The organism is Bacteroides sp. OF03-11BH (assembly GCF_003604005.1).
Classification (GTDB): Bacteria; Bacteroidota; Bacteroidia; order Bacteroidales; family Bacteroidaceae; genus Bacteroides; species Bacteroides ovatus.
In genome coordinates, this window is record NZ_QTMW01000006.1 from 119,229 (window position 1) to 143,959 (window position 24,731).

The following is a 24,731-nucleotide window of genomic DNA, read 5'->3' on the forward strand; positions in this document are numbered from 1 at the left end:
TTTTTTAGTTTAGAAATTTTCGTCAAACCAAATTAATATAGGGAATATCTTGGAACCGTTGTTTATATTATTTTCATTTTTGTCTTTTGTAAACGTCATTTGTCCTATCATTATTCCATTTGCATAACTGCTGGCAGGTGCTTCTCCTTCATTAGATAAATTATCGTCGCCATACCATTTATTTGCATTAATCTTAACTGCGAATGTTTCGGGAATTACATAACCTAAAGGTTTGGTAAGATCTCCGGTATTTTTATAATATGACATTGGGCTCTTTTCTCCGTAGTTAGGTACTCCACTTCCATAATAGTTGCGCCATACTTGATTCATAAAATAAGATTCGTCAGCTGGAGTAGTGACTCCTCCAGTCGTCTTATTCGTACTAATAGCACCACTTTTGTGGGATTTAGGTCCATTCAGATTATAATAGAAGAATGAACGACGATAGTCTAATAATAACTGGGATGTGTCGCTTATACCACTAATTACAGGATTTGTTGAAGTCCCGCCCCTATTTGGATTCACTTTGAATACAAATGGAGTGTATTCGATAGTAACGCCACTAGATGCGGCAGCGTAATCAAAAGCCACTGGTATTTTAAGAGTTCTTTTTTCTTCTCCTGATCCGGCAGAAGCTTCTATAATAAGTAGAGCGACTGGTGAATCTGTTGATATGTAGTCATCAGCAGATAGAGTTATCTTACCTGTATTTGGATCAATGGTAGCATTTGCCATGTTACGTTGACTTGTAATTTTCCAAGTGATGTTGATTCCCTTACCATCCAAATTAGTGGTAGGCATTAAATTCAAAGCAGCTAGGCTAGCACCATCTTTTACTCTATATTGTGAGGCTTCCTTCGTTTTGTCAAGACCTAAATTGTTTCCATAATAAATATATTGGATGTCGTTGGGATTTTCCTTTATATTTAATGTAAATGTTGCATTCTGGCTACCTTTATTATTAATTGCTTGTACGGTAATAGTATAAGTCCCTATAGGGATCGTATTATTCTTTTCAGCTTTAATAGCTCCGGTCTCACTATTGAGTAGTAATTTACCATTCCACTTCGGATCTGGATCTACAAATGAAAATTGTATATCATCTCCTTTTAGCCCTTCTGAAGGAGCGACTGAAATACTTGTATATTGCACTCTTTCTACATTAGTATATGAGAAGTTTTCAATAGGAGCGATATATCCTACCGCAGATAGTGTAAAGGCACCTTCCATTACTATACCTTCTGGTGCATATTCATTGATAACTTTTATATCAATCACATAATCAGTTCCATTTATCATTCCATGATTTGCTGCTACGGATAATACACCGGTTGTCGGATCTATTTTTATTTTATCTGTAGCAGGTGTCACTTTTTCAATACTGTAAATCAAACCTTCTGTTGAGCCTTTTAGTGTTGGTATAGGGCTGGTATAGCTTGTCGGTCCACTTGAAACGGATTCTTCTTCTATTTTTCCCTTATTTTCAGAGTTGTAAGTTACTGATAATGGTTTGGAAGTTATATTGAAAGTAATTGCATTTTCAAATATACCTTCTCCAGCAAGCGTAGTTAGTTTTAAAGAAACAGGATAAATGCCAGGTTGCATTTCTGCTGTTTTATCTTTATTGATTGAGATAACACCCGTGTTGGATATTTTAAAAAAGTCGCTATTTGGTCCTTTTGCGATCGCATAAGTTCTGATAGACACATGCTCTCCTTCAGTGGTGACTTGGGCAGTTGCTTTAGATTCTCCAACTTCTTGGAAATTAACCTTTATATAGTTAGGTTCTACTTTGATACCATCAGGAACAGGAGCCATCATGTTTATTGCAATTGCATCTTTAAATTCATGATAAGAGCCATTGGACTTACACCCAATTGAAATGCTATAAAGACCTACTGCTAAATTCTCCGTATTAGTGATTTCAATAGAGCCTTTATTAGGATCTATGATGAAACTTTCACTCGAACATACTTCTCCGTTAAGAGTGATATTGGTTATGTTGAATTCTGATGGCGTACCTCCGACATACGTTGGAGGATTTACAGTGTAACTCATTGATGGCCCTATATCAGTTACACCATAGTAATAGACTGCAAAACCGATAGTATTCGTTGTCTCTGTATCTTCACAAGAGATACCTATAGCACTTAAAGTAGCTATAGACAAGGTTATAAAGAATCTTGTTGTTAACTTTTTTAGATTCATTGTTTTTATAATATTAGTTAGTTATTATAGTGTATAGCTTAAATTATATTCTTCGCCATTGACTGTGACTTTGATAGAACTTCCGTTCTCGCTGTAATTTTCATCTGTAAATTCGGCAGATATGGTAGCTGATGCGGCATCTGCAATAGGTAAAATTACTGTGATAAAACGAACAGCTGTCTCTTTAGCTCCCTTTCTAAGTGTTACCGTATATCCTTTGCGATTAATTGAAGTGTCGATATCATTGGATAGCTTTCCATTGAATGAAGTTGCAGCGTCAGTGATATTCTTGCTGGCAAATGTTCTCATTATAATGTTGTTTCCGTCAGCAAAAGCAGTATGAGCTCCAAACTGGTTTAAGTCAAGAACTACTTCTTCATCAGTTCCTGGGCAGAGGTTGAAATTTAAATTGTATTTTTTTCCGTTATCAGCTCCATACCCTTCATCTATAAGAACAAAGAATTCTTTATCTACATTATTCTTATTTACATAGAAAATGGCACGGCGATGAGATAAGGTTTCGTAGCTTGCATTTTCTGTTACTACAACATCCACATTATTTTGTGTTTCCATTTTCAGAAAACGTCCTTCTGTTGTTGTAATATTATTCGCATAGATAGTCATTGTGTTGTGCCATTTAGTTTGGCGGAACTCATTACGCTTAGCTTCATTGCCACTATATGCGAATACTCCTGAATCAGGGAAAAAATTACGTCCGTTACGATATAAACTGAATGTACCATTATCTGGTTGACAGTGCCATTTGTCATCCGGATTATAGTTGTTTTTTAGAATCAACATAGTGGAACCTGCGTCCCAACCGTTACGTAAGATATAATAACCGGAATATTTGTAGGCTTTGGTTAAATAGGTGGGTTTTTCCCCCTCATTTCCTTCGGTAGCCATCCACTTCATGTTTTCATTATCGGGAAACATCTCAACATAGCGTTTGAAGTTCTTGATTAATACGCTCTTTGATAAACGTGCTGACCGGGTATCATTGAAATTATCCATTGTATAGTCAGGGTAAGTGATATCCATGATAAACTCTGTAGCTTTACGTAATGACTCCATATAATTGGCAGGAAATTTATTAGCCTTATTGTTTTTTTGAGCTACTTCGTAAATATTGTAAAAATCGGATATTGCACCAATATGATAACTTGGGTCAAGCTCATAATGTACACCGTCTTCATTGAACTGTTCTTGTACTTGAGTATTCAGCTTATTAGCTCCTTCTTCTAACCATGTGGAAGCATTCTTAAATTCGGGCAATAATACGCCTGCCATAGCTACTGCATATGCTTGTGTTACTAAAATATTACTATCTGCATAGTAGTTTTTGCGAATGTTTTCCACTTCATCAGAGAACTGACTTAGAAAGATTGATAACCAAGCTGGAGTGAAGTTGGAAGAATACATATAATAAGTCATCAATTCTATTTGTGAAGTAACGCGTTCTGCTACTTGCAATCCGATCCATGGATAATAATCATTAGGAGTGATACCGTCTGGGCATGGATAATTCGCCATCCAATTTGAATAAACTTCAATCCATGATTTAACATATGATTCATTTTGAGTGACCCGATAAGTTTTGGCTTGGGGGACCATCCATTGATGACGATGAAGCTGATATTTGAATTCGTTGTCTGTTATACCACTAGGAATATAATTCCAATCAATTTTTCCATCTTTATTTTTAAAAGAGTAATAGACATTGTCGGCATCAGTTTCACCTTTTTTCTCCTGAAAGTTACGAATGTAAAATCGGTATTCTAAAGCTTGCTCTGCCATATTTTGCTCGGAAGCGGATGCTGTTGTACTAATAAGAGATATGTTAGGGTTGATTACCTCTGTTCGCAAACGATAATATTCTAGCAGTGCTTTAGCTGCTTCGTAATATTCTTCCGCTTGATAGTGCTTTTTAACTTCTTCCAATCCGGGATAGTCGAGGTTGATGACATCAAAAAGTTTTTTTTCAATACCATTTTCGAGGGATGGTTTGGATGTTGTTCCTTCTTTGTTGGGTTCTCCAATGATTAATTCGTCTTTGTCGTCTGTGCAATTAGACAGAAAGAACATTGCGAATAAACAAATAAAGATGTTCTTCATACTTTATTAGGTTTTAATTATTAAAAGTTATATTTTACTGTTTGCAAATGTAATCTGTTTATTTAGAAATAGTGATTGGTCTTGTTCACACTTTGTTCAAAAAATGATTTTTTGATATTAATATTGTTGAATCATATATCAATAATGTCTAAAAAAATGTTTTTTAGGCTGATAGTAAGTCTTTTATATATCATAATGTAAACTTTATCCTGTTCAATTCATGAAATAAACTAATTCATTTTGGTGCGGAAATGAGCTAAATAATCATTTATTTTTAGGCATAAGAACAAAAGAACATAAATGCTGCGCTTTGAAAATTATTTCAGTTGCTTATTGAACTGCTATTTTATTTTTTGTTCTTATGTTCTTCTGTCTGAATTAAATTCCCGTTTAACCAAAAACTGCCTGGTTTGGAATCAATTGGCACTAATGATTTTATTAGTTATTTTTAAGCAATCGTTTACCTATTAATAGGTATTTCATTTCCTAAGGAGTTTTCGTTTGACAATTGTCAAGCGATAGTTCAACATATGTCAAGCGTTCGTTCAACAACTGTCAAACGAAAACTTCTTAGGCAATTGAAAAAATAATATAAGCAAGAGAAAGAAATAAAAGCTGCATATTGACGAGTTATTGTCAGCGATAGTATTGGGGGCTATTTCCATACCGAAATGAATTAGTTCAAATCCGTGCGGGAAAGAAGAAAAGCGCTACTTTATATATTGGTGTATGTGCAAAACTTCACCTTGTACTTACAATAGGAATTCTTCTATATTATCAGGAGTAATCACTGTGAAAGTAGCTTCCGGATTTATCAAAAGAACAAAATTCAAGCTTTTTTCTTCAAATCCAAAAATATCATGGTTTTTGTGGATTGTATTCCGTAAAAAACATGATATTTTTGGATTTGCTTTGCTGGTTACTTATCCTTTTGCTTTCTTAATATACTCCGTAGGCAAACATCCGAAATACTTCTTGAAACTCGTAGCAAAATAAGACGGCGTATTGAAACCTACCATTGTGCTGACCTCTGCTATTGTATAGCGGCCATCCTTCAGTAATTTTGCCGCTTCGTTGAAACGAATCTTGCGTATAAAGTCAATAGTCGATTCGCCTGTGATGGCTTTCAATTTAAGATGCAGATTAGAACGACTCATATTCATTTCTCTGGCAAATTCGTCAGTAGAGAATTCAATATTATCCATATTCTTTTCTACAATCGCTACAGCACGTTTTAGTAAAGCTTCATCCATGGCGTTAAACGTAATCTTTTCCGGTTCCACTTCCAGGGATTTGGAATACCGTTCAAGCATACGTCTACGGGTACGCATCATATTCTGTATCTTCGTAGTCAGGATAGCAAGTGAGAATGGTTTCGGGATGTAATCATCCGCACCCATTTGCAGACCTTCCATCTGGTCTTTGACTTCGCTTTTAGCAGACAGGATAATCACGGGAATATGACAGGTACGGATATTTTGCTTCACATTCTTGCATAATTTGATACCATCCATCACAGGCATCATGACATCAGTTACAATGATGTCAACTTCATTGTCTTTCAGTTTTTCCAAAGCTTCTTCACCATTTCCGGCTTCCAGCGTATTGAAGAGTTCGGCTAGTCCGCTGCTAAGATAATGGCGGATTTCATTATTGTCTTCTACAATAAGAATAGTGCCACGCTTCTTGTCACCGCCTTCGATCGTTTCGTTTTCGACCTTTTCCGTATCAATGAAATACATTTCTTTCGAGTTGGTGGAATATACCTGTCCTTCCTCATTCAGAGTGTCATTAGAAGCTAGTTCGGAGGGTTTGTAGGTATTTATGTCTTGTGGCAGATAAACAGAGAAAGTACTGCCTTTACCCTCTTCACTATCCAGTTCGATACGACCATGGTGCAATTCTACCAGGCGTTGTACCAGTGAGAGACCGATACCACTTCCTACGTGCTCACTCTCTATCTGATAAAAACGTTCGAATATTTTTCCCTGTTTATTGATGGGAATACCAATACCGGTATCACTAACTTGCAGTACCAACCAATTATTTTCCTCTTTCAATGTCACAGTAATGCTTTGACCGCTTTCCGTATATTTGAAAGCATTTGAAAGTAGGTTATTAACAATCAGTTCCAGATAATTAGGATCAAAAAGTTCCTCTTTATCTTCCAATTCGGAATGGAGAGTATAGGTAATCTTTTTGTGGCGTGCCAGTTTATCATAAAACAAGAAATTATCTTGTATTAGTTGATGCGCATTCTCTCTCTTTGCTTTCAGCTCGAAAACTCCCAATTCGGCGCGGCGATAATCCATCAATTGATTGACAAGATGTAGCAGGCGATTAGCGTTGCGTTGGATATATTCCAGCTGATTACGAGTCCAGCGGTCACTGATCTTATTGATTATTTCTTGTAGAGGAGCTAAGATAAGAGTCAACGGCGTGCGAAGCTCATGGGAAATATTGATGAAGAAACGCATCTTCATCTGGTTGATTTCTTCTTGATGTTCCTTGTCCCTACGTTCAATCTCCAGCTCTGCTTCCATGCTTTTACGCATCCAGAAGAAGCGGAAGACGAAAGTGATAAAGCCGATAAAAATAGCGAGGAAAAGCACGATTGCCCACCAGGTCTTGTACCATATAGGGAGAACAACGATTTCCAACATCGTAGGAACGGTATTCCATTTCCCGTCACTATTAGCAGCTTTTACCAGAAAATGATAAGTACCTTGTGGCAAGTTGGAATAGGAGACAGTACGTTTGTCTGTCAGATAATACCACTCTTTATCATATCCTTCCAATTTATAAGCGAAAGTATTGTGTTGACCTGAAATATAGTTGGATACCACAAATTCAAGCGTAAAAGCCGTTTGCCATGATTTTAGCGTGATACTTTCTGTTTCATTGATATTCTTAGTCAAGATACCGGTTTCATCATCCGGACGGACTGTTTTGTTAAACAGTTGAAGTTTAGTAATGACTACCGGAGGAGTGTAAGGGTTGTCCAGTAGGAGTTCCGGGCGGAAAGTTGTGATACCGTTGATACCCCCGAAGTACATTTGCCCGTTAGAGGTGCGGCAGAATGAAGAAGTATTAAACTGATTACTTTGCAACCCGTCGGATTCCGTAAAATTGCGGAACTTCTCTGTCTCCGGATTGAAACAGGAGATACCACGGTTGGTGCTTACCCAGAGACGCCCAAAGGTATCTTCCAGAATACCGTAAACCACATTATTGGGTAAACCGTTAGCAGTCGTATATCGTTTGATTTTCTTCTCTTTTTCATTAAAACAGTAGAAACCTTCACGCGTACCTACCCAAATGATGCCATTGGCAGCTTCATAAATGCAATTGGTAAACATCTTTGTTACAGATGATTCCGGAAGGATAGGGGCTTTTTCTATTTCGATCCCTTCCTGCTGAAAGACTGATATACCTTCTTCACCACCAATCCAAAGACGTTTACGAGAATCTCTGAACAGGATTGTGATTCGTTGTGAAGTAAATGGCGTACCGTCTTTTTCTTTATCTATGGTGGTGAAGCTCCGTTTCTCCGGATTAAAACTAACCAGTGCACTTAAAGTTCCTAATAAGATACTACCCTCCTTGTCAGGAAGAATGGCATAGACATTTTCATTGACCAACTGGCTATTCAGCTGATTGAAACTTTCCATTTGTCCACTGTTGCGGTGGAGAACAGTCAGACCACCGGCATGTGTTCCTATATATACAAGTGATTTTTGTTCGTCTACATATACGGCTTTGATATTGTTGGAACCAATACCGATTTCCCGTTCGTTTTCCTGTAAGATATAGTGCGTAAACTGTTGTGTCTTGGGATTATATAGATTCAATCCCCCATCATTCGTTCCTATCCATAAGTTCTTATCCTTATCTTCGGTAATGCAACTGACTACGTTGTCACTTAAAGAATTCTTATATGGAATACGCTGAATATTCTTGAATCTGTTGCGGATCGGATGATAATAGTTTAGTCCTCCGAAATAGGTTCCAAGCCACATTCCACCCTGCGAATCCATAAAGATACTGCGGACCGAACGCTGTGACAGACTGCCGCTTTCTACCGGACTGCTGCTGTAAGAAACGAAAGAATCGTTTCCTTCATGATAAATGTTCAGATCATTGAATGTTCCTATCCATAGGCGATTTTGCGAATCCAATGCCAGAGAACGGATATAATTGGAACTGATACTTTTAGGATTGGAAGAAGAATGATGATAGGTCTTGACTTCTTGTGTTTTCGGGTTAAATAGAAGTAGACCGGCTCCTTCGGTAGCTATCCAGATGCGGGTAGGAGATTGTTGCAAAATGGCTTGAATCTGCTTAGTGCCTGTTATCGGAGTAATTCTTTCCAGTTTCTTTTGAGGAATGGAGTAGCTGTAAAGCCCGTCAACCGGGGTGCCGATATAGATAATATCGCCTTGCCTGTAAAGAGCAGAAGCCACTATCTTATGCATAGCCGTACTAAAAGAATCATCAACGAATCGTGATTCTTTAATATCGAACATAGTCAGACCTTCCTGTGTACTTATGAGCAGTTGTTCCGGTGAGATCTCCGCAATTCCGTTGATTTGCAGCTTCTTCCCCTTCTTTTCGTAGAAGAAATTTCTGAATTTATCCTTCTCTTCATCATAATATGACAAACCATCCCGCGTGCCGATCCAAACCCGTCCCTGACTGTCAGCCTTTACGATTCGCGAAATGTCATTAGCGATGCTGTTCGGATCATCTTCATTATGCTGATAAACTGTAAATGAATACCCATCGTACTTGTTTACTCCGTCATAAGTTGCGAACCACATATTGCCTCGTTGGTCCTGATCGATAGAGAATACAGTACTTTGTGACAATCCTTCATTAATAGAGATATAGGAGAAGTTGATTTGCTCCGGAATATCAGAAAAAGCATAATTAACCCCTGCGCATAGAAAAAGTAGACAGATTGCTATTTTGTTAAAGCTGCTCATTATTAGTTCATAAGATTAATAATGGCATCAAAGATAGTGAAATCTTTGATATACCCCATGAATTGACCGGAAAACTATACAATCTTTCCAGTCTATACAGTGGGTGTATGGAGGTGTTCAACAGAGAGAAAGAAAATGTAGGAGGATGGAAAAAATGCCACCGATTTCACAGATTAACATGGACTTTTGTATCGAAAATCTTCGAATTACATTTAAGTCCATGTTAATCTGTGAAATCGGTGGTGAAACTTGAAACTGGCAGGCAATTTATTATTTAGCTAAATCTCCTATTTCGTCTAAATTCTTCTGAATATCATCATCAGTCAATGAATAGTTTACCAAGTCACCGGCCAAATACTTATCATAAGAAGTCATATCGATCAGGCCATGTCCGGAAAGGTTGAACAGAATCACTTTTTCTTCTCCTGTCTCTTTGCATTTGTTAGCTTCGCGGATAGCTGCTGCAATAGCGTGGCTGGACTCTGGAGCCGGAATAATACCTTCAGACTGTGCAAACAGACAACCTGCTTCGAAAGATTCCAATTGCTGTATATCTACTGCTTCCATCAGATTATCCTTGAGCAACTGTGAAACGATGACACCTGCACCATGATAGCGAAGACCGCCGGCATGGATATGGGCCGGAGCAAAATTGTGTCCTAAAGTAAACATCGGTAGCAACGGAGTATATCCGGCTTCATCACCGAAGTCATACTGGAACTTACCACGTGTCAGTTTCGGGCAAGATGCAGGTTCGGCAGCAACGAAACGAGTCTTTTTTCCTTCCTGTATCGTGTGACGCATGAATGGGAAAGAGATACCTCCGAAGTTGGAACCACCTCCGAAACAACCGATTACGATATCCGGATATTCGCCTGCCATTTCCATCTGTTTTTCGGCTTCCAGTCCGATAATAGTCTGATGAAGAGTAACATGGCTAAGTACAGAACCAAGCGTATATTTACAGTTGGGAGTCATTTGTGCCAGTTCAATAGCTTCAGAAATGGCTGTTCCCAATGAACCCTGATAAGTAGGGTGTTTAGTCAGAATATCCTTACCGGCACGGGTAGACATGGATGGAGAAGGGGTTACCTGTGCTCCGAAAGTCTGCATGATGCTGCGGCGGTATGGCTTTTGTTCATAACTGATTTTTACCTGATAAACAGCAGCTTCCAAACCGAAAACCTTAGCTGCATAAGAAAGAGCGGCTCCCCATTGTCCGGCACCGGTTTCAGTGGTGATGTTGGTAACTCCTTCTTCTTTGCAATAATAAGCCTGTGCCAATGCAGAGTTCAACTTATGTGAACCGATAGGGCTGACACTTTCATTCTTAAAATAGATATGAGCCGGAGTACCGAGTGCTTTTTCCAATCCGTAAGCACGAACCAGCGGAGTACTGCGATAGTACTTATACATTTCGCGTACTTCTTCCGGTATTTCGATCCATGCATCGGTTTGATTCAGTTCCTGATGGCACAGCTCTTTAGCGAAAATCGGATACAAGTCTTCCGCTTTCAGCGGTTGTTTGGTTCCCGGATGCAACGGAGGCATAGGTTTGTTTACCATATCCGCCTGAATGTTGTACCAGTAGTGTGGAATTTCTTCTTCGGGTAAGATATACCGTTTTCTTTTTTCACTCATAATATTGTAGTTTTTTAGTTTCTTGTTGCCAAAAGTACTCAATTTTTTAATATTCAGAAAATTTTGTCAACAAAGAATCGGTTCTAATTGTTATTTTACTTAAGTTTGCACGATCCTGTTAAAAAAGATGATATGAAGATTTATCATAAGTTTTTATTGTATCAGAATAAACTGCTAAAACCCTATGTACGTATCCTGTTAGGACTGGTAGAAGCACTCACTTATCTGGTATCTCTGTTGTTGATTGTTGGAGTAGTATATGAACACGGTTTTCCCTTATCCGTAGATGAAGTGGCTAATTTGCAGACATTGTATAAAACTGTCTGGATTATCTTTCTGATTGATGTTACTTTACATATTTCACTGGAATACCGGAATACTAAAAAACAATACCGGCGATTAGCCTGGATATTAAGCGGGTTATTATATCTTACTTTAATACCCGTCATTTTTCACCGTCCGGAAGAAGAAGGAGCTATTTTGCAGATTTGGGAATTCCTGCATGGGAAGTTTTATCATCTCCTGTTATTATTAGTCCTTTCTTTCCTCAACTTGTCCAATGGTCTGGTGCGCCTGTTGGGACGGCGTACCAATCCGTCTTTGATATTAGCAGTCAGTTTTATGGCTATTATCCTGATTGGAGCAGGTCTACTGATGCTTCCGCGCTGCACGGTGAATGGTATTACCTGGGTAGACTCTTTATTTACGGCTACCAGTGCCGTATGTGTTACAGGTTTGGTTCCGGTAGATGTATCCACTACATTCACCACTTCCGGATTAGTTGTCATTATCCTGTTGATTCAGATTGGAGGATTAGGAGTGATGACATTAACCAGTTTCTTTGCCATGTTCTTCATGGGAAACACCTCCATTTATAATCAGCTTGTTGTACGTGATATGGTTAGTTCCAATTCGTTAGGTTCATTACTGTCCACCTTATTATATATATTGGGCTTTACCCTAGTCATTGAAGGGATTGGCATGGTTTCGATTTGGTTTAGTATTCACGGTACGCTGGGAATGACTTTGGAAGGCGAGTTAGGTTTTGCTGCTTTCCATGCTATATCAGCTTTTTGTAATGCGGGTTTTTCTACACTTTCCGGTAATTTAGGGAATCCGATGGTGATGACCAATCATAATGGACTGTTTATTTCTGTTTCTTTGCTGATAATCTTCGGTGGTATCGGTTTCCCCATTCTTGTCAATTTCAAGGATATTGTATTATATCACCTGCGTCGTTTCTGGAAATTGGTCCGTACACGCAAACTGGATCGTCACAAAATGCAGCATCTTTATAACCTGAATACGAAAATCGTGTTAATCATGACTTTTCTGCTTTTATTAATCGGTACATTAGCTATTGCTGCTTTTGAGTGGAATGCTTCCTTTGCCGGTATGCCTTTGGCAGACAAATGGACACAAGCTTTCTTTAATGCCACTTGTCCGCGAACAGCCGGTTTCAGTAGTGTCGATCTGGCATCGTTGAGCGTGCAGACTTTGTTGGTTTATCTATTCTTGATGTGGGTTGGCGGTGGTTCACAATCTACGGCAGGTGGTGTGAAAGTGAACGCTTTTGCAGTTGTGGTTCTGAATCTTGTAGCCGTATTGCGTGGTACTGAACGGGTAGAGGTGTTTGGCAGAGAATTATCTTACGATTCAATCCGGCGTTCCAATGCAACAGTAGTCATGTCATTGGGAGTGTCATTCATTTTTATTTTCACATTGAGCATACTCGAACCGGGTGTTTCCATCATGGCATTGACTTTCGAATGTGTCTCTGCACTTAGTACTGTGGGATCTAGTCTGAATCTGACCCCTCATTTGTGTGATGCCAGTAAGTTGTTGGTATCCTTGTTGATGTTTATCGGACGTGTGGGATTGATAACATTGATGTTGGGAATTGTCAAACAGAAAAAGAATACAAAATACCGTTATCCGAGTGATAACATTATAATAAACTAAAGATATGAAGTATATTATTATCGGTTTAGGAAATTACGGCCATGTGTTGGCAGAGGAATTGTCTGCATTAGGGCACGAGATTATTGGTGCGGATATTAGTGAAAGTCGTGTAGATTCAATCAAAGATAAGGTTGCTACGGCTTTTGTCATTGATGCCACTGACGAACAATCATTATCAGTGTTGCCATTAAATAGTGTGGATATAGTAATTGTAGCGATTGGTGAGAATTTTGGTGCATCGATACGTGTTGTTGCCCTATTGAAGCAGAAAAAGGTTCCTCGAATCTTTGCCCGGGCTATTGATGCCGTACATAAAGCGGTGCTTGAGGCTTTTGAACTTGAGCGAATCCTGACTCCGGAAGAAGATGCTGCCCGCAGCTTGGTGCAATTGCTTGATTTTGGAACGAATATGGAAGGATTCCGCATCGATCAGGATTATTATGTTGTGAAGTTCACGGTTCCGGAGAAATTTGTAGGATATTTTGTGAATGAGTTGAATTTGGATGAAGAGTTTCATTTAAAGATGATAGGGTTGAAGAGAGCCAATAAAATAACCAATTGCTTGGGCATTTCTTTAATGGAGCTTCATGTAAAGAATGAATTACCGGCGGATGAGAAAGTGGAAGAGGGAGATGAGCTGGTTTGTTACGGTAGATATCGCGATTTCCAAGCTTTCTGGAAAGCTATTTAATGTGCAAAATCTAGTGGATTTCAAGATAGAGGGATGATGATATTTGTTGGTAAATAGTATAATGTTGGCAGTTATCCCCTTTGGTTTTGTCTGATTATTGTAATTCCGGTTTGCAATTATTAATTGTTGCAGGATGAAGTTTTATACTATATCCTATAGAGGTGAAATTGAGCTGCACAATCAGGCTTTGTGATGTTTCCGGTTTTCGTTGGTCGAACACGAAGTTGCCTAGACTATAGAAAATAGGCTTACCTTTAAAATATTCTTCTTTCTGAATGACATGCGGATGGTGTCCGATGATGGCATCCGCACCTGCACGGATAAGCCGGCGTGCTCCTTTTCTTCTGTCTCGCGTTTCAGATATCCCTTAAAATCCAGACCAAAACCTCTCCATGCATATTCCGCTATCAGAAATTTTCCACTTCGTTCCCGTTCCACGGTGCGTATCAATACAGGAGTATGTTCACGAATCACTCTAAAATCTTCCAAAGGTTGTGCTACCCTCGAACCTAACCAAAGTGGGCGGATATACGCTTCATCTGCAATCCGGTAAATAAATAACCGCTTGTCGGGTTTGGGATCGAATCGGGTAGGCTTGATAACCCCCACAATAATTTCCGGCATCCCGTCTCCTGTAACATCTCCATAATCAAATTGATAGACAGGATAAGGCAATTTCCAAACAGAGTGGGAGGGTTGGTCTGTATTCAAATGAATGACATAGAGCGAATCAGATTCTTTGTTCAGAGATACTTCCATGTGTCTTTGATTTACTTGCCATTCAAACCAGTTTTCTTTCCGGCATGAACAGAACATCAGTAAAAGACCTGTAAAAATAAGGAAGTGAATCCTGTGCGACATATCTGTAACGTTTTCTTTGGCAAAGATAGATATTAACCTGTATTTACCTGCTTCTTTTCTCGTAAAAGTGAAAAATCCAGTATATTATATATGAAAACCACCGGACTTCTCTTTAGTTAAGAAATCCGGTGGCTTATCAGATATTATAAAGCGTATACCTTATTTCGTTTGAATACGAATATTTCCGGCTTTCACTCCATTTGCTTTGGCTGTAAATACAATTTCTCCGGCAGTTTCACCAGCTTGTATGATAGCTGTCAACATTCCGTTGAAAGCATGCATCTTCGGAAGATGAAATTGTTCCAGATTTGTCGGGTCGCCATTGGCAGCGGCACGATATTTACCGGTTCCCTTTGCAGAGAAGTTAATCTGACGATTATCAGTAGGGCAGAGGTTACCATCTTTGTCTACAACTTTCACAGTCACATACGCTAAGTCTTTTCCGTCTGCAGTCAATTCGTTACGGTTGCTGACCAGTTCGATATGATGAGGTTTTCCGGCAGTACGAACCACTTTTTCCGCTACAGCTTTTCCTTCTTTGTTATAGGCTACTACTTTTACTTCTCCCGGTTCATATACAGCATCCATCCACATCAGACGATAGCGGTTCTTCAACGAACTATTATTCTTGCTTTGTTTACCATAACTTTTACCGTTGATAAACAGTTCGGCTGTAGGATAGTTGGTATATACAAATACAGGAGTCACTTCGCCTTCACGTCCCGGCCATGTCCAGTGAGGCAGAATATGCAAGGTTTCCGCATCCTTGTTCCATACACTGCGATACAGATAATAGCGGTCTTTAGGCAGACTGGCAAGGTCGATAATACCAAACATGGAACTGTGATTGGGCCATGCATCCGTGTCATAAGGTGATGGCTCGCCCAGATAGTCAAATCCTGTCCATACAAATTGTCCGATTGTCCAATGGTTATCGTCGGCCAGTGCAAAGTCCTCGTCCGGAATATTTGACCAGGAACAGGCTTCCACATCATAAGAGGAACACTGATGGTCTTCATACTTAGTACTTTTCTTATCCTCTACCGGGAATTTGTATACCCCGCGTGAACTGACAGTAGAAGCAGTTTCACTACCCAGAATCAGATTCTGCGGAAGTTGGTCATAAGATTCCTTATAGCGTTGGGTACGGTAATTAAGTCCCGGAATGTCAATCATTGCTGCAAATCCGTTCGCAAGTACACAAGTAACCTGATCCATTCCACAAGTGACAGGACGTGTCGGATCTTCTCGGTGGCAAATGTCTTGCAGGAATTTAGCCACTTTATAGCCGACAGGGCTACATTGGGTCGGCACTTCATTACCGATACTCCACATAATCACACACGGATTATTCCGATAATTATGGAGCATATTTACCATATCACGTTCCGCCCATTCATTGAAATAACGGTGATAACCGTTTTCACACTTGGCGATGTCCCATTCATCGAACGGTTCAATCATCATCATAAATCCCATTTCGTCACACAACGCTACGAGTTCGGGAGTCGGCATATTATGAGAAGTACGGATAGCGTCACATCCCATATCTTTCAGCAATGTAAGTTGATGGCGAAGCGCTGCTACATTAATAGCGGCACCCAGCGGACCTAAATCATGATGATTGCATACCCCTTGGAATTTGCGATGTTTTCCGTTCAAATAGAAACCCTTATCAGCGATATATTCAATGTTGCGGATACCGAAACGGGTCGTGTAAGTATCCACCAGTTTATCATCTGCGTAAATTTTGGAAACAGCCTTGTAGAGCGACGGACTTTCCGGTGACCAGAGCTCGGGTGCATTTACAATAAAGTTTTGTTCGAATGGTTGTCCGTGATTAATGCGACTCGTATTTTCTTTGCTGGTAACCACTTTTCCGTCCGGAGAAAGAATCTCTGTCTCTATACGGATTTGTGTTTTCTCACCGGCATTATTAATCTTCGTTTGAAGACGTACGGCTGCAAAGTCCTTGCTGACATGAGGAGTTGTGATTTGTGTTCCCCATACAGGCACGTGCACTTTATCAGTCACGATCAGATGCACATTACGATACAAACCTGCTCCCGGATACCAGCGCGAGGACTGCGGACGATTTTCCAAACGTACGGCCAGCGTATTATTCTTTCCGTCTTTGTTTAATAAAGACGTCACGTTACAGTGGAAAGAGTTGTAGCCGAAAGGCCAGAAACAAGCTTCTTTTCCATTTACATAGACACGTGCTTCGCTCATGGCACCATCAAAGAGCAGCGTCACCTCCTTATCGGCAGGAGCATCAAAACTGGTTCGATACCATCCGGTGCCTACATAAGGGAGCCCACCGGTACGTCCTGTTTTCAAGGAAGCCTTTTTCTCGAAGTTCTGTGTTACAGCTACATTCTGCAGGTCATTATTCATATCGAATGGACCGAAAATCGCCCAATCATGCGGAATAACAACCGACTCCCATTTAGTGTCATTAAACTCCGGCTGGCTAGCCTCTTTAAAATCTCCTTTACTGAATTTCCAGTTTTTCTCGAGCAGCGTCTCACTGCGTTGCGCTTGCAATGTGCAAGCGACGCCCATCAAAAGTACAGCTAATAACTGTTTTTGGTGTTTCATGTTCATTTTTGCTTTTCAGGTATAAAATATTTTGGATTCGGGGTAAAGTTATAAAAAATGATTCAATAATCTTATCTCTTGAAAGCATTAAATGCGCTGGTGGGTTTACCGGTATCGTCAAACAAGCCTTTGTGATAGCCTTTCCAACCACCGTAACTTTGAGGTTCCCAAGTGAAAACACCGAGGCATTGATCTATTTCTTTAGCTTTAGTCATGAAATCGGTAAAAAACTCTTCTGCTTCTTCATAATTCCAGTAAATACCAAGCTCACACATCATGACAGGTGTATTATATCGTTCAATCAGACTTTTCATATTAGCAATACAATCATTGTTTAATTGTCGCCAGTCTTGGGTATCCGGTTCCGGATAAAGAGACATACCGATTACATCCCATTTTCCCCCATCGGCTTTCAGACCGTCAAACAGCCAGATATATCGATTGGGATTATTGCCCTGATCGATATGTACGATAACTTTAGCTTCCGGGTAGATTGTTTTAACGGCATCGTATCCCGCTGTTACCAGTTGAGCGAAGTTGGCGGTTTTTCCGCTGCTAGCAGCTCCGTCAGGTTTTAACATGCCTGTACGTGTCTCATTACCCACCTGCACCCATTCTACATCGATACCTCTTGCTTTGATTGCACTTAATACTTCAGTGGTATGGTCGGCTACTGCTTGTTTTAATTCATCAAAGGATAGGTCGGCCCAAGCCGCCGGTTTCTCTTGCCGTCCCGGATCCGCCCAAATATCACTATAATGGAAATCAATCATAATACGGTAGCCTAAGTTGTGAGCGCGCCACGCCTTGGTCACTACATCGTCTTTATCACACCATCCTTCCGGATTAAAGAAACCTTCCTCTTCCGACCATCCCTGATCGGGATTTACCCATACACGTAGACGGATGGCATTCATGCCCAAATCCCGGAGTAGTGACATACATTCATGTCCGTTTCCTTCAGCATCATAGAATTTGTAACCTTCCTTTTCCATTTCTGTCAACCAACTGACATCGGCTCCTTTGGCAAAACCAGACATGTCATAGGCTTGATCTTGATTTTCCGGAAATACCGGTTTATCATCATTGTTGTCACAGGCTGTGAAGAAGGCTCCGCACAGTAGTGCGGAAGCCATCAATATATTTTTGAATCGTTTCATAATTATATACTGTTATCTAAAGGTTATTTATTAGAAGCGGAATAAGTACCGTCTATCAGATTGACTGTGATAGTATAAGTTCCGGCAGTCAATGGAATACCGTCGTTGCTGTTATAATATAGTTTTCCATTGCTTCCTCCATACGCTCCGGTCCAGTCATCTTTTATATAAAATTTGATACCCCAGTTAGAATCTTGTGATAACGTAATCGTTCCCGAATATTCTCCGGTAGTTCCTGTTGTGGCGATAGGATATAAATTGTTATCCCCCTCTATTCCATAATAACAATAGATGTTATTTCCAACTGCATAAGTTTTATAGGTCAACTCTTTTAATGAAACGTCAAACAGATAAAGACCGGCAGCAGGTGCAGGAATATTCTTTGCTTGTCCATTTACAAGAGTTCCAGCTTCTGCCGTACTTTCCGAGTCATCATTGGCAATGGTGTACATTTTGTCGGTGTCCCATGCATCTCCTGATGAGAACAGGGTCATCGCATAATTTCCGTATTGTGAGTTGACATCCACTATACCTGCATATTTTTGTTCTTCCTTATAGTACACTTCAATTTTATGATCGTATGTCCAGTCGCTACCTTGGCCGATTCCCGGCAAATACAAATATTGTCCCTCTTCCGGTTCCGGCTCCGGTTCTATAGAACCTTCTTCTACTGATACAGTCCATTGTTGAGGGTTGCTTAGATCGATAGAAAGCGTACACTCTCCTGCCTGTGGCACATTAACTGTTATGTCTCCAGCTGTTTCTCCGAGATTTAACGCTGTGCTGCTGCCGCTGAATGCCATAGGAGTATCTTTAGCTTTCGTGTCATCAATGTCGTATCCACCATTATCATTCGGATTGGCACATGTATGGTCATATAATTTACCCGTTCCACTGATTTGGATAGTCATACTTCCGGCTGCATTAGCATTGAATGTAGCTGTCCATTTTCTGCTTGTTTGGTTAAATTCCATTGTTGCATCGATATCTCCACTGACGTTCAATGTTGGTATTTGTATTCCGTTCCATTGCTTATTATTCGTGTCAAATGTGATATAATAACAACCTCCAACTCCTGGGAACCAGCATTTCCAATCCCCTGCTGTAGTTAGTAAGAACGGCATTCCGGTTTCGTTGTCATTTCTCCAGATCGTTCCGTTGGCTTCTTTAATCAGGAAGTTGTACCAGGCATTTACTCCTACAAATCCTTTGTATACACCATCTGTATTTACTGAAAATAAACTCATACCGGTGTCTGTGCCGTTTTGATCCAGCATGCTGGCGAAACGCATATCCAGTTCATAAGGAGTGATGTTGATTACTTCCACATTGCTATATGCCGGTTCGATGTTGTTCCCCGTTGTTCCTTTCAGTCTGAAATAGAATTTAGTGGCTACATTGGCTTCAACCCCCAGATTATTGGTGACAATATTTAATTCGGCTCCATTGTAAGTCTTGGAAAGAGAGGTTTCGGTAGACTCAACGATCGTTCCGGAGAAATCTTCGTTTAATGCAACCTGTATACTTGTTTTCAATAAGTTGGTTGGTTTGAAATCCGGATTGTTGATAGCCAATGTCCGGTCGGTCCATGCCAGTGACAGAACATTCTTTTGTGCGATATCTTCCGTCAATACAATGTTGTTTGTAGAAGCTATCAATTCATTTTCTGTCAGGCTCGATAAATAATATTTATCTGCGTCATCTTCACAGGCACTCCATATAAAGAGAGCCGCCAATGCAAGGAACAGACTATTTATAGTTTTCATATATCGTTTGTATTAGAGGATGATTAATAATTTTCATTATATAAATTGGGATTAGCCGTCAGTTCGGTAGCCGGTATCGGATAGATATTATACTTGCTATTTACAACTACGCCACCTTTTTCACCACCTTTCCATTGCCACAGATATTTGTCGGTAGTGAACATTCCGAAACGGATTAAGTCGGTGCGACGGTATCCTTCCCAATAAAGTTCACGGGCACGTTCTTTCAGGATAAAGTCCAGTGTCAGGTCGGCTTCCGCTTTATTATGAGAGTCGTCGCCATAAGCACGTTCTTGCAGTTTATTGATATATCCCAATACAGTTCCTTTATCACTACCCGTTCCGCCACGTACCACAGCTTCCGCCATCATCAGATATACGTCTGCCAAACGGAATAAAGGATAATCTGTATTTACACCACCATCTGCAGTGTTGGAAGCAGTTGCTCCGACATCTGTCAGGTTAGTCCATTTTTCTACAAAATATCCGTTTGACTGGTTATCCATCACATCCAGATATTGTGTTTGTCCGTCAGTGAAGAACATATAGCGCTTATCATCAGTTCCACTAAATAAGGCCGGAATCTCTCCGCGTACACGGAACATTCCCCAACCGCTTTTCACACCATAATTTTCAGGAATCTGTTTGTCGGAAGTATTACTTACGGCACCACAGACGATGTAGGTGGAAGAACCCCAAGATACGGTATGTGTAGCGTCCACAGGTAAGGTGAATATAATTTCGTTGGCAGTACGCTTATCATTATCCGCATTGAATAGTTTGCTGTAGTCATCTTCCAATGAATATCCCTGTGCGATAGCCTGTTGACAGGCAGCGATACATTCTGTATACTTCGACGTTTCAATATACACCTCTGCGTTCAGATAAAGTTTGGCAAGCAATGTATAGGCGGCTCCTTGTGAAGCACGTCCATAAGGACAATCCCCTTTGCTAAGCATATCATTTGTAATGGCATTTAATTCAGATTCTATATAACTGAAAATTTGTGCAGACGTATAACGTGGAGGCAGATAGCCGACAGTCGGGTCATTCTCTGTTACGAACGGGATGTTGCGGAATAAGTCCATTGCATGGTAGTAGAATAAAGCACGCATGAAACGAGCTTCAGCCCGGTAATGGCGGATTTCAGTTTGATCCTGTTCGTTAAATTCTGCCAGCTTTTCATCGGTTGCGTTACGGAGAAATTCATTGCATAATGCTATGTTATAATAAATCCGATAGTACATGTCTGATACCCAAGGATCATTAGCATCCCAACTTAAATAAGTCAATCCACTCACATTATCACCTGACAACCAGGTAGAGGCCACCTCGTCTGTTCCACATTCCTGCAGGTTGAAGAAGCAACGCATATAATCCTGTCCACTATTACTGCTCAAGTCTGGATCACCCCCTTTTTCCTGTCCGGTGGTCACCATGGCAGCATATATCTTACCTAAAACGGCTTTATAGTTTTCAGCATTGGTATATATCGTAGAAGATGTTTCGTCTTCATGCGGATATTGGTCTAAGTCGCCTATGCAGGAGTTCAGCAATAATGCACTGCAAAAATAGAAGGCTGTATATAATATCTTTTTCATGATTCGCTTGTTTTTAAATAGTTAGAAGTTGAAACCTACATTCAGTGAGAAGGTGCGCGGACGTGGATAGAAGGAATTATCCACACCATTAGGAACCTCCGGGTCGACGCCGCTGTACTTGGTGATACAGAATACGTTCTGAACCATGGCACTCACATTCAGGCTACATCCTTTGCAGATTTGACCGAAATTATAGTTCAACGATAGATTATCCATTTTCAGGAAAGAAGCATTTTCTACATAATAGTCGGACAAGTACTGACGGGTCTGGAATCCGGTTTTCAGATAACTTGTAGACAGGTTATTCAATTGATAGGAGTTGTAGCTTACTGTTTCCCAGGCTCCGGCGTTCATAGCCATGGCATTATAGACATAGTTACCGATGTTTGCACGCAAGCTTGTACTCAAAGTCCATTTTTTCCAGCGCAGTGAAGTACTGAAACCGAGAATGTAATCCGGAGCGGGAGAGTGGTAACGATATAAATCGGAAGAGTTGATTTGTCCGTCTCCATTCACATCAAGATAGGCACCTTCTACCGGTTTTCCTGTTTTTTCATCATAGAGTTGATGATAAACGTAGAACATATAAGGGGCGTATCCCTCACTTAATGTTTGTACTTGGTAACTGTCGATATATGGACCTACTGAAGTATTTGTAGCGACAGTTCCGGCAGATAAAGACAGATTTTTTACCTTCATCTTTTGCCAAGTCATGTTGAAGCTGACATCCCAGTTCCAGTCTTCTGTCTGGATAGGAGTTGCATTCACGCTGAATTCAATACCCTGACTGTCCACATTTCCCACATTGGTGGTGATGTTACGGTCGAAGGTGGTACCTGCTGCGGTGGGAACTGTTGCAATCAAATCTTTAGTCTGGCGAGTGTAGTAGTCAAAGCTACCGGTAATACGGTCTTTCAGAAAGCCGAAGTCGAATCCAATATTCCATGAGGTAGTGGTTTCCCATTTCAAGTCAGGGACGTAAGAGCTGGGACGGTAGGTATGGATATATTCATTTCCCATGATACCTTCTGCACCATTTTGGCTTTGAGTATAGATAGGTAGATAATTGTAGTTACCAATACCGTCCTGTTGTCCGGTCACACCGTAACTGGCACGAATTTTCAGATTGCTCAATACTTTATTATCTTTCAGGAAAGATTCTTCCGTCACTCTCCATCCCAAGGCTACAGAGGGGAAAGTACCCCAACGTACATTCTTGGCAAAGCGTGAAGTAGCGTCCCGGCGGATGGTGGTAGTTAGCATATAACGTGAATCGAACGAATAATTCAGACGACCGTAGTATGAAAGTAGTACATGGCGTTCGTCTTTAGCCTTTGAAGTCTTTTGTATTTCTCCCAGCGTGTTCATTTCGTAGTAAAGCGGAGTTGTAGCTTTCCAGTACTGATAATCGTAACCGGCTGTTACGTCAAAACTACTTTTAATCGATTCTACCAATTTGTTGTAGTTGGCATACAAAGTCAGCAGGCGATTTTCTTTCTTCTGTGGACCGTAGCTGTAATCCAGACCGGAAGTGGTGTAATTCTGTGCAGCTTCTGCCGGAACATATACACTTCCCTTACCTTGTGCATAGTCGTAACCTAATGTAGCGTGTAGCTTTAAATCGGGGAAGAAATGAACACGATAGTCCGCATCGATATTTCCGATGAAACGTCTTACGTTACTTTGGGAATCATTCATTTTGATAAGTCCCACCGGGTTCATTACAGCACCGTTGGCTGGTGCACCTGTATTGTCTATTGCTTCCGTGTATCCTCCAAAAGTATCCAGTCCTGAATAAACGGGGATGGTTGGATTCATTGTAGAAGCAGCCCAGATGGCATTCGTGTTACCAAATGTATTGTTATTAATAGACCCTTTCGCATTAATATTCAGTTTCAAGTGGTCTTTGAAGAAAGAGGGGGTTACCATGATGCTTCCCGTGTAGCGTTCTGCGTTGTCTGTGCGTAACAAACCGCTTTGATTGTAATAACCTACTGATATACGAAATGGCCAGTTTTTAGCAATTTTTCCGGAGATACTAAGATTATTATCCGTACCGAAAGCATTCTGGTAAATCTCATCATTCCAGTCCGTATGGGCTGTGCCGAGTAAAGATTGTTGGGCAGTCGTTCCTTGCGTACGGATAGTGTTGACAAATTGGTCATAACTTAGCATATCAGCCAGCTTAGTACGTGTCTGGATGGAATTTGTCGTACTGAATGTAATCTTCAGTTTATCCGAACTTCCTTTCTTGGTAGTAATCAGAATAACCCCGTTGGATGCACGCGAACCGTAAATGGCAGTCGAAGAAGCATCTTTCAGAATGGTCATACTTTCAATATCGTTCGGGTTGATGAGGCTAAGGAAATTCCCGTCATTACCGCTGATGCCTCCCTGTTCCAAAGGAACGCCGTCCAGTACGATCAAAGGGTCATTACTAGCGTTCAGTGAAGCACCACCACGCACACGGATCGTACTTCCCGCAGTGGGAGAACCACTGTTGGACATGATTTGCACACCGGAAATCTTACCATTAATCAGTTGCTCGGGAGAGCTGACCAATCCCATGTTGAAGTCCTTGCTGCTGACGTTAGTTACCGAACCTGTCAGGTCGCTTTTACGCTGCGTACCATAGCCGATTACTACAACGTCGCTCAATACCTGTGAATCACTTTTCAACTGGACATTCAAAGTAGTACTGTTGGCAGGAACTGGTACTACCTTTGTTTCATATCCTACATAAGAGAATTGCAACTCTTTGCTGCCTTGTGGCACATTGAGTGTATAATTACCGTCGAAATCGGTCACTGTTCCGGTAGAAGTACCGACAATGAGGATACTTACTCCGATCATCGGTTCCTTGTTCTCGTCAATCACTTGTCCGGTGATTTTCTTGCCTCCTTGTTGGGCGAAGGCAGGAATGGTGCCTCCTAAAAAGGCTGTACACAACATAAGTAGTACAGTCAGATGGCGTAGATTTAAGATATTCCTGTTCATAATTACTGTGTTATTGATAATAGATTTATTTTTACTTTTTATTTAAAAATCAGCGGCTTTTCCCTTTCTGTCTCTTCCGTTTGCTACCCCCTTTCAGAAGGCTTCAGACGTGGTTCAGACGAAAGATTTGTTCCTCACCGAGG

General features: G+C 40.5%; 13 protein-coding genes. 2 read left to right on the top strand and 11 right to left on the bottom strand.

Annotation, left to right across the window (positions count from 1 at the left end; translation table 11 throughout):
- Nucleotides 1-9 precede the first annotated feature (9 nt).
- The 4 genes from DXA54_RS06680 to DXA54_RS06695 all read right to left on the bottom strand — a co-directional run bounded on the left by DXA54_RS06680 (nucleotide 10) and on the right by DXA54_RS06695 (nucleotide 10,949).
- A complete protein-coding gene (locus DXA54_RS06680) occupies nucleotides 10-2,208 on the bottom strand; it encodes a surface glycan-binding family protein (RefSeq protein WP_008651385.1) in 2,199 nt (732 codons plus the stop codon).
- A 24-nt stretch (nucleotides 2,209-2,232) separates the two neighbouring features.
- Complete coding sequence (hepC, locus tag DXA54_RS06685; RefSeq protein WP_008651387.1) at nucleotides 2,233-4,323, bottom strand: heparin-sulfate lyase HepC; 2,091 nt, start codon at nucleotides 4,321-4,323, stop codon at nucleotides 2,233-2,235.
- Between the two features lie 923 nt (nucleotides 4,324-5,246).
- Entirely contained in the window at nucleotides 5,247-9,308 is a 4,062-nt protein-coding gene (locus DXA54_RS06690; protein ID WP_120079118.1) for a two-component regulator propeller domain-containing protein, read from the bottom strand.
- Nucleotides 9,309-9,578: 270 nt separating this feature from the next.
- On the bottom strand, nucleotides 9,579-10,949 hold the full coding sequence (locus DXA54_RS06695) for a TrpB-like pyridoxal phosphate-dependent enzyme (protein WP_004325359.1): 1,371 nt from the start codon (nucleotides 10,947-10,949) through the stop codon (nucleotides 9,579-9,581).
- 132 nt (nucleotides 10,950-11,081) lie between these two features.
- On the opposite strand from DXA54_RS06695, the gene DXA54_RS06700 reads away from it, so the two are divergent.
- Together DXA54_RS06700 and DXA54_RS06705 are read left to right on the top strand one after the other, a co-directional pair.
- Nucleotides 11,082-12,911, top strand: a complete 1,830-nt coding sequence (locus tag DXA54_RS06700; RefSeq protein ID WP_120079119.1) for a TrkH family potassium uptake protein — start codon at nucleotides 11,082-11,084, stop codon at nucleotides 12,909-12,911.
- Nucleotides 12,912-12,915: 4 nt separating this feature from the next.
- Entirely contained in the window at nucleotides 12,916-13,602 is a 687-nt protein-coding gene (locus tag DXA54_RS06705) for a potassium channel family protein (protein ID WP_004305738.1), read from the top strand.
- 94 nt (nucleotides 13,603-13,696) lie between these two features.
- Here DXA54_RS06705 and DXA54_RS06710 read toward each other — a convergent pair whose 3' ends face one another.
- The 7 genes from DXA54_RS06710 to DXA54_RS06740 all read right to left on the bottom strand — a co-directional run bounded on the left by DXA54_RS06710 (nucleotide 13,697) and on the right by DXA54_RS06740 (nucleotide 24,588).
- Nucleotides 13,697-13,924 (bottom strand): CapA family protein, encoded by a 228-nt coding sequence (locus DXA54_RS06710; protein ID WP_371682935.1) that lies wholly within the window; start codon nucleotides 13,922-13,924, stop codon nucleotides 13,697-13,699.
- Entirely contained in the window at nucleotides 13,831-14,463 is a 633-nt protein-coding gene (locus DXA54_RS06715; RefSeq protein WP_120079120.1) for a nuclear receptor-binding factor 2, read from the bottom strand. The genes DXA54_RS06710 and DXA54_RS06715 overlap by 94 nt, the downstream gene beginning before the upstream one ends.
- A 159-nt stretch (nucleotides 14,464-14,622) precedes the next feature.
- The gene (galB, locus tag DXA54_RS06720; RefSeq protein ID WP_120079121.1) at nucleotides 14,623-17,070 is read right to left on the bottom strand and encodes a beta-galactosidase GalB; all 2,448 of its coding nucleotides are present in this window, start codon (nucleotides 17,068-17,070) and stop codon (nucleotides 14,623-14,625) included.
- A gap of 65 nt (nucleotides 17,071-17,135) precedes the next feature.
- Nucleotides 17,136-18,224 (bottom strand): arabinogalactan endo-beta-1,4-galactanase, encoded by a 1,089-nt coding sequence (locus DXA54_RS06725; protein ID WP_120079122.1) that lies wholly within the window; start codon nucleotides 18,222-18,224, stop codon nucleotides 17,136-17,138.
- A 23-nt stretch (nucleotides 18,225-18,247) separates the two neighbouring features.
- A complete protein-coding gene (locus DXA54_RS06730; protein WP_120079123.1) occupies nucleotides 18,248-19,990 on the bottom strand; it encodes a DUF5114 domain-containing protein in 1,743 nt (580 codons plus the stop codon).
- 23 nt (nucleotides 19,991-20,013) lie between these two features.
- A complete protein-coding gene (locus tag DXA54_RS06735; protein ID WP_120079124.1) occupies nucleotides 20,014-21,591 on the bottom strand; it encodes a RagB/SusD family nutrient uptake outer membrane protein in 1,578 nt (525 codons plus the stop codon).
- A gap of 21 nt (nucleotides 21,592-21,612) precedes the next feature.
- Nucleotides 21,613-24,588 carry a SusC/RagA family TonB-linked outer membrane protein gene (locus DXA54_RS06740; RefSeq protein WP_120079125.1) on the bottom strand — a complete coding sequence of 992 codons (2,976 nt, stop codon included), beginning with the start codon at nucleotides 24,586-24,588 and terminating at the stop codon, nucleotides 21,613-21,615.
- Between the last annotated feature and the right edge of the window lie 143 nt (nucleotides 24,589-24,731).

Excerpts from the sequence above, each read along its gene's own strand:
- DXA54_RS06715 (WP_120079120.1), bottom strand. The coding sequence starts at position 14,463 with ATGTCGCACAGGATTCACTTCCTTATTTTTACAGGTCTTTTACTGATG.
- DXA54_RS06700 (WP_120079119.1), top strand. The coding sequence starts at position 11,082 with ATGAAGATTTATCATAAGTTTTTATTGTATCAGAATAAACTGCTAAAA.
- DXA54_RS06735 (WP_120079124.1), bottom strand. The coding sequence starts at position 21,591 with ATGAAAAAGATATTATATACAGCCTTCTATTTTTGCAGTGCATTATTG.
- DXA54_RS06690 (WP_120079118.1), bottom strand. The coding sequence starts at position 9,308 with ATGAGCAGCTTTAACAAAATAGCAATCTGTCTACTTTTTCTATGCGCA.
- DXA54_RS06725 (WP_120079122.1), bottom strand. The coding sequence starts at position 18,224 with ATGAAACGATTCAAAAATATATTGATGGCTTCCGCACTACTGTGCGGA.
- DXA54_RS06705 (WP_004305738.1), top strand. The coding sequence starts at position 12,916 with ATGAAGTATATTATTATCGGTTTAGGAAATTACGGCCATGTGTTGGCA.
- hepC (WP_008651387.1), bottom strand. The coding sequence starts at position 4,323 with ATGAAGAACATCTTTATTTGTTTATTCGCAATGTTCTTTCTGTCTAAT.
- galB (WP_120079121.1), bottom strand. The coding sequence starts at position 17,070 with ATGAACATGAAACACCAAAAACAGTTATTAGCTGTACTTTTGATGGGC.
- DXA54_RS06740 (WP_120079125.1), bottom strand. The coding sequence starts at position 24,588 with ATGAACAGGAATATCTTAAATCTACGCCATCTGACTGTACTACTTATG.
- DXA54_RS06730 (WP_120079123.1), bottom strand. The coding sequence starts at position 19,990 with ATGAAAACTATAAATAGTCTGTTCCTTGCATTGGCGGCTCTCTTTATA.
- DXA54_RS06695 (WP_004325359.1), bottom strand. The coding sequence starts at position 10,949 with ATGAGTGAAAAAAGAAAACGGTATATCTTACCCGAAGAAGAAATTCCA.
- DXA54_RS06680 (WP_008651385.1), bottom strand. The coding sequence starts at position 2,208 with ATGAATCTAAAAAAGTTAACAACAAGATTCTTTATAACCTTGTCTATA.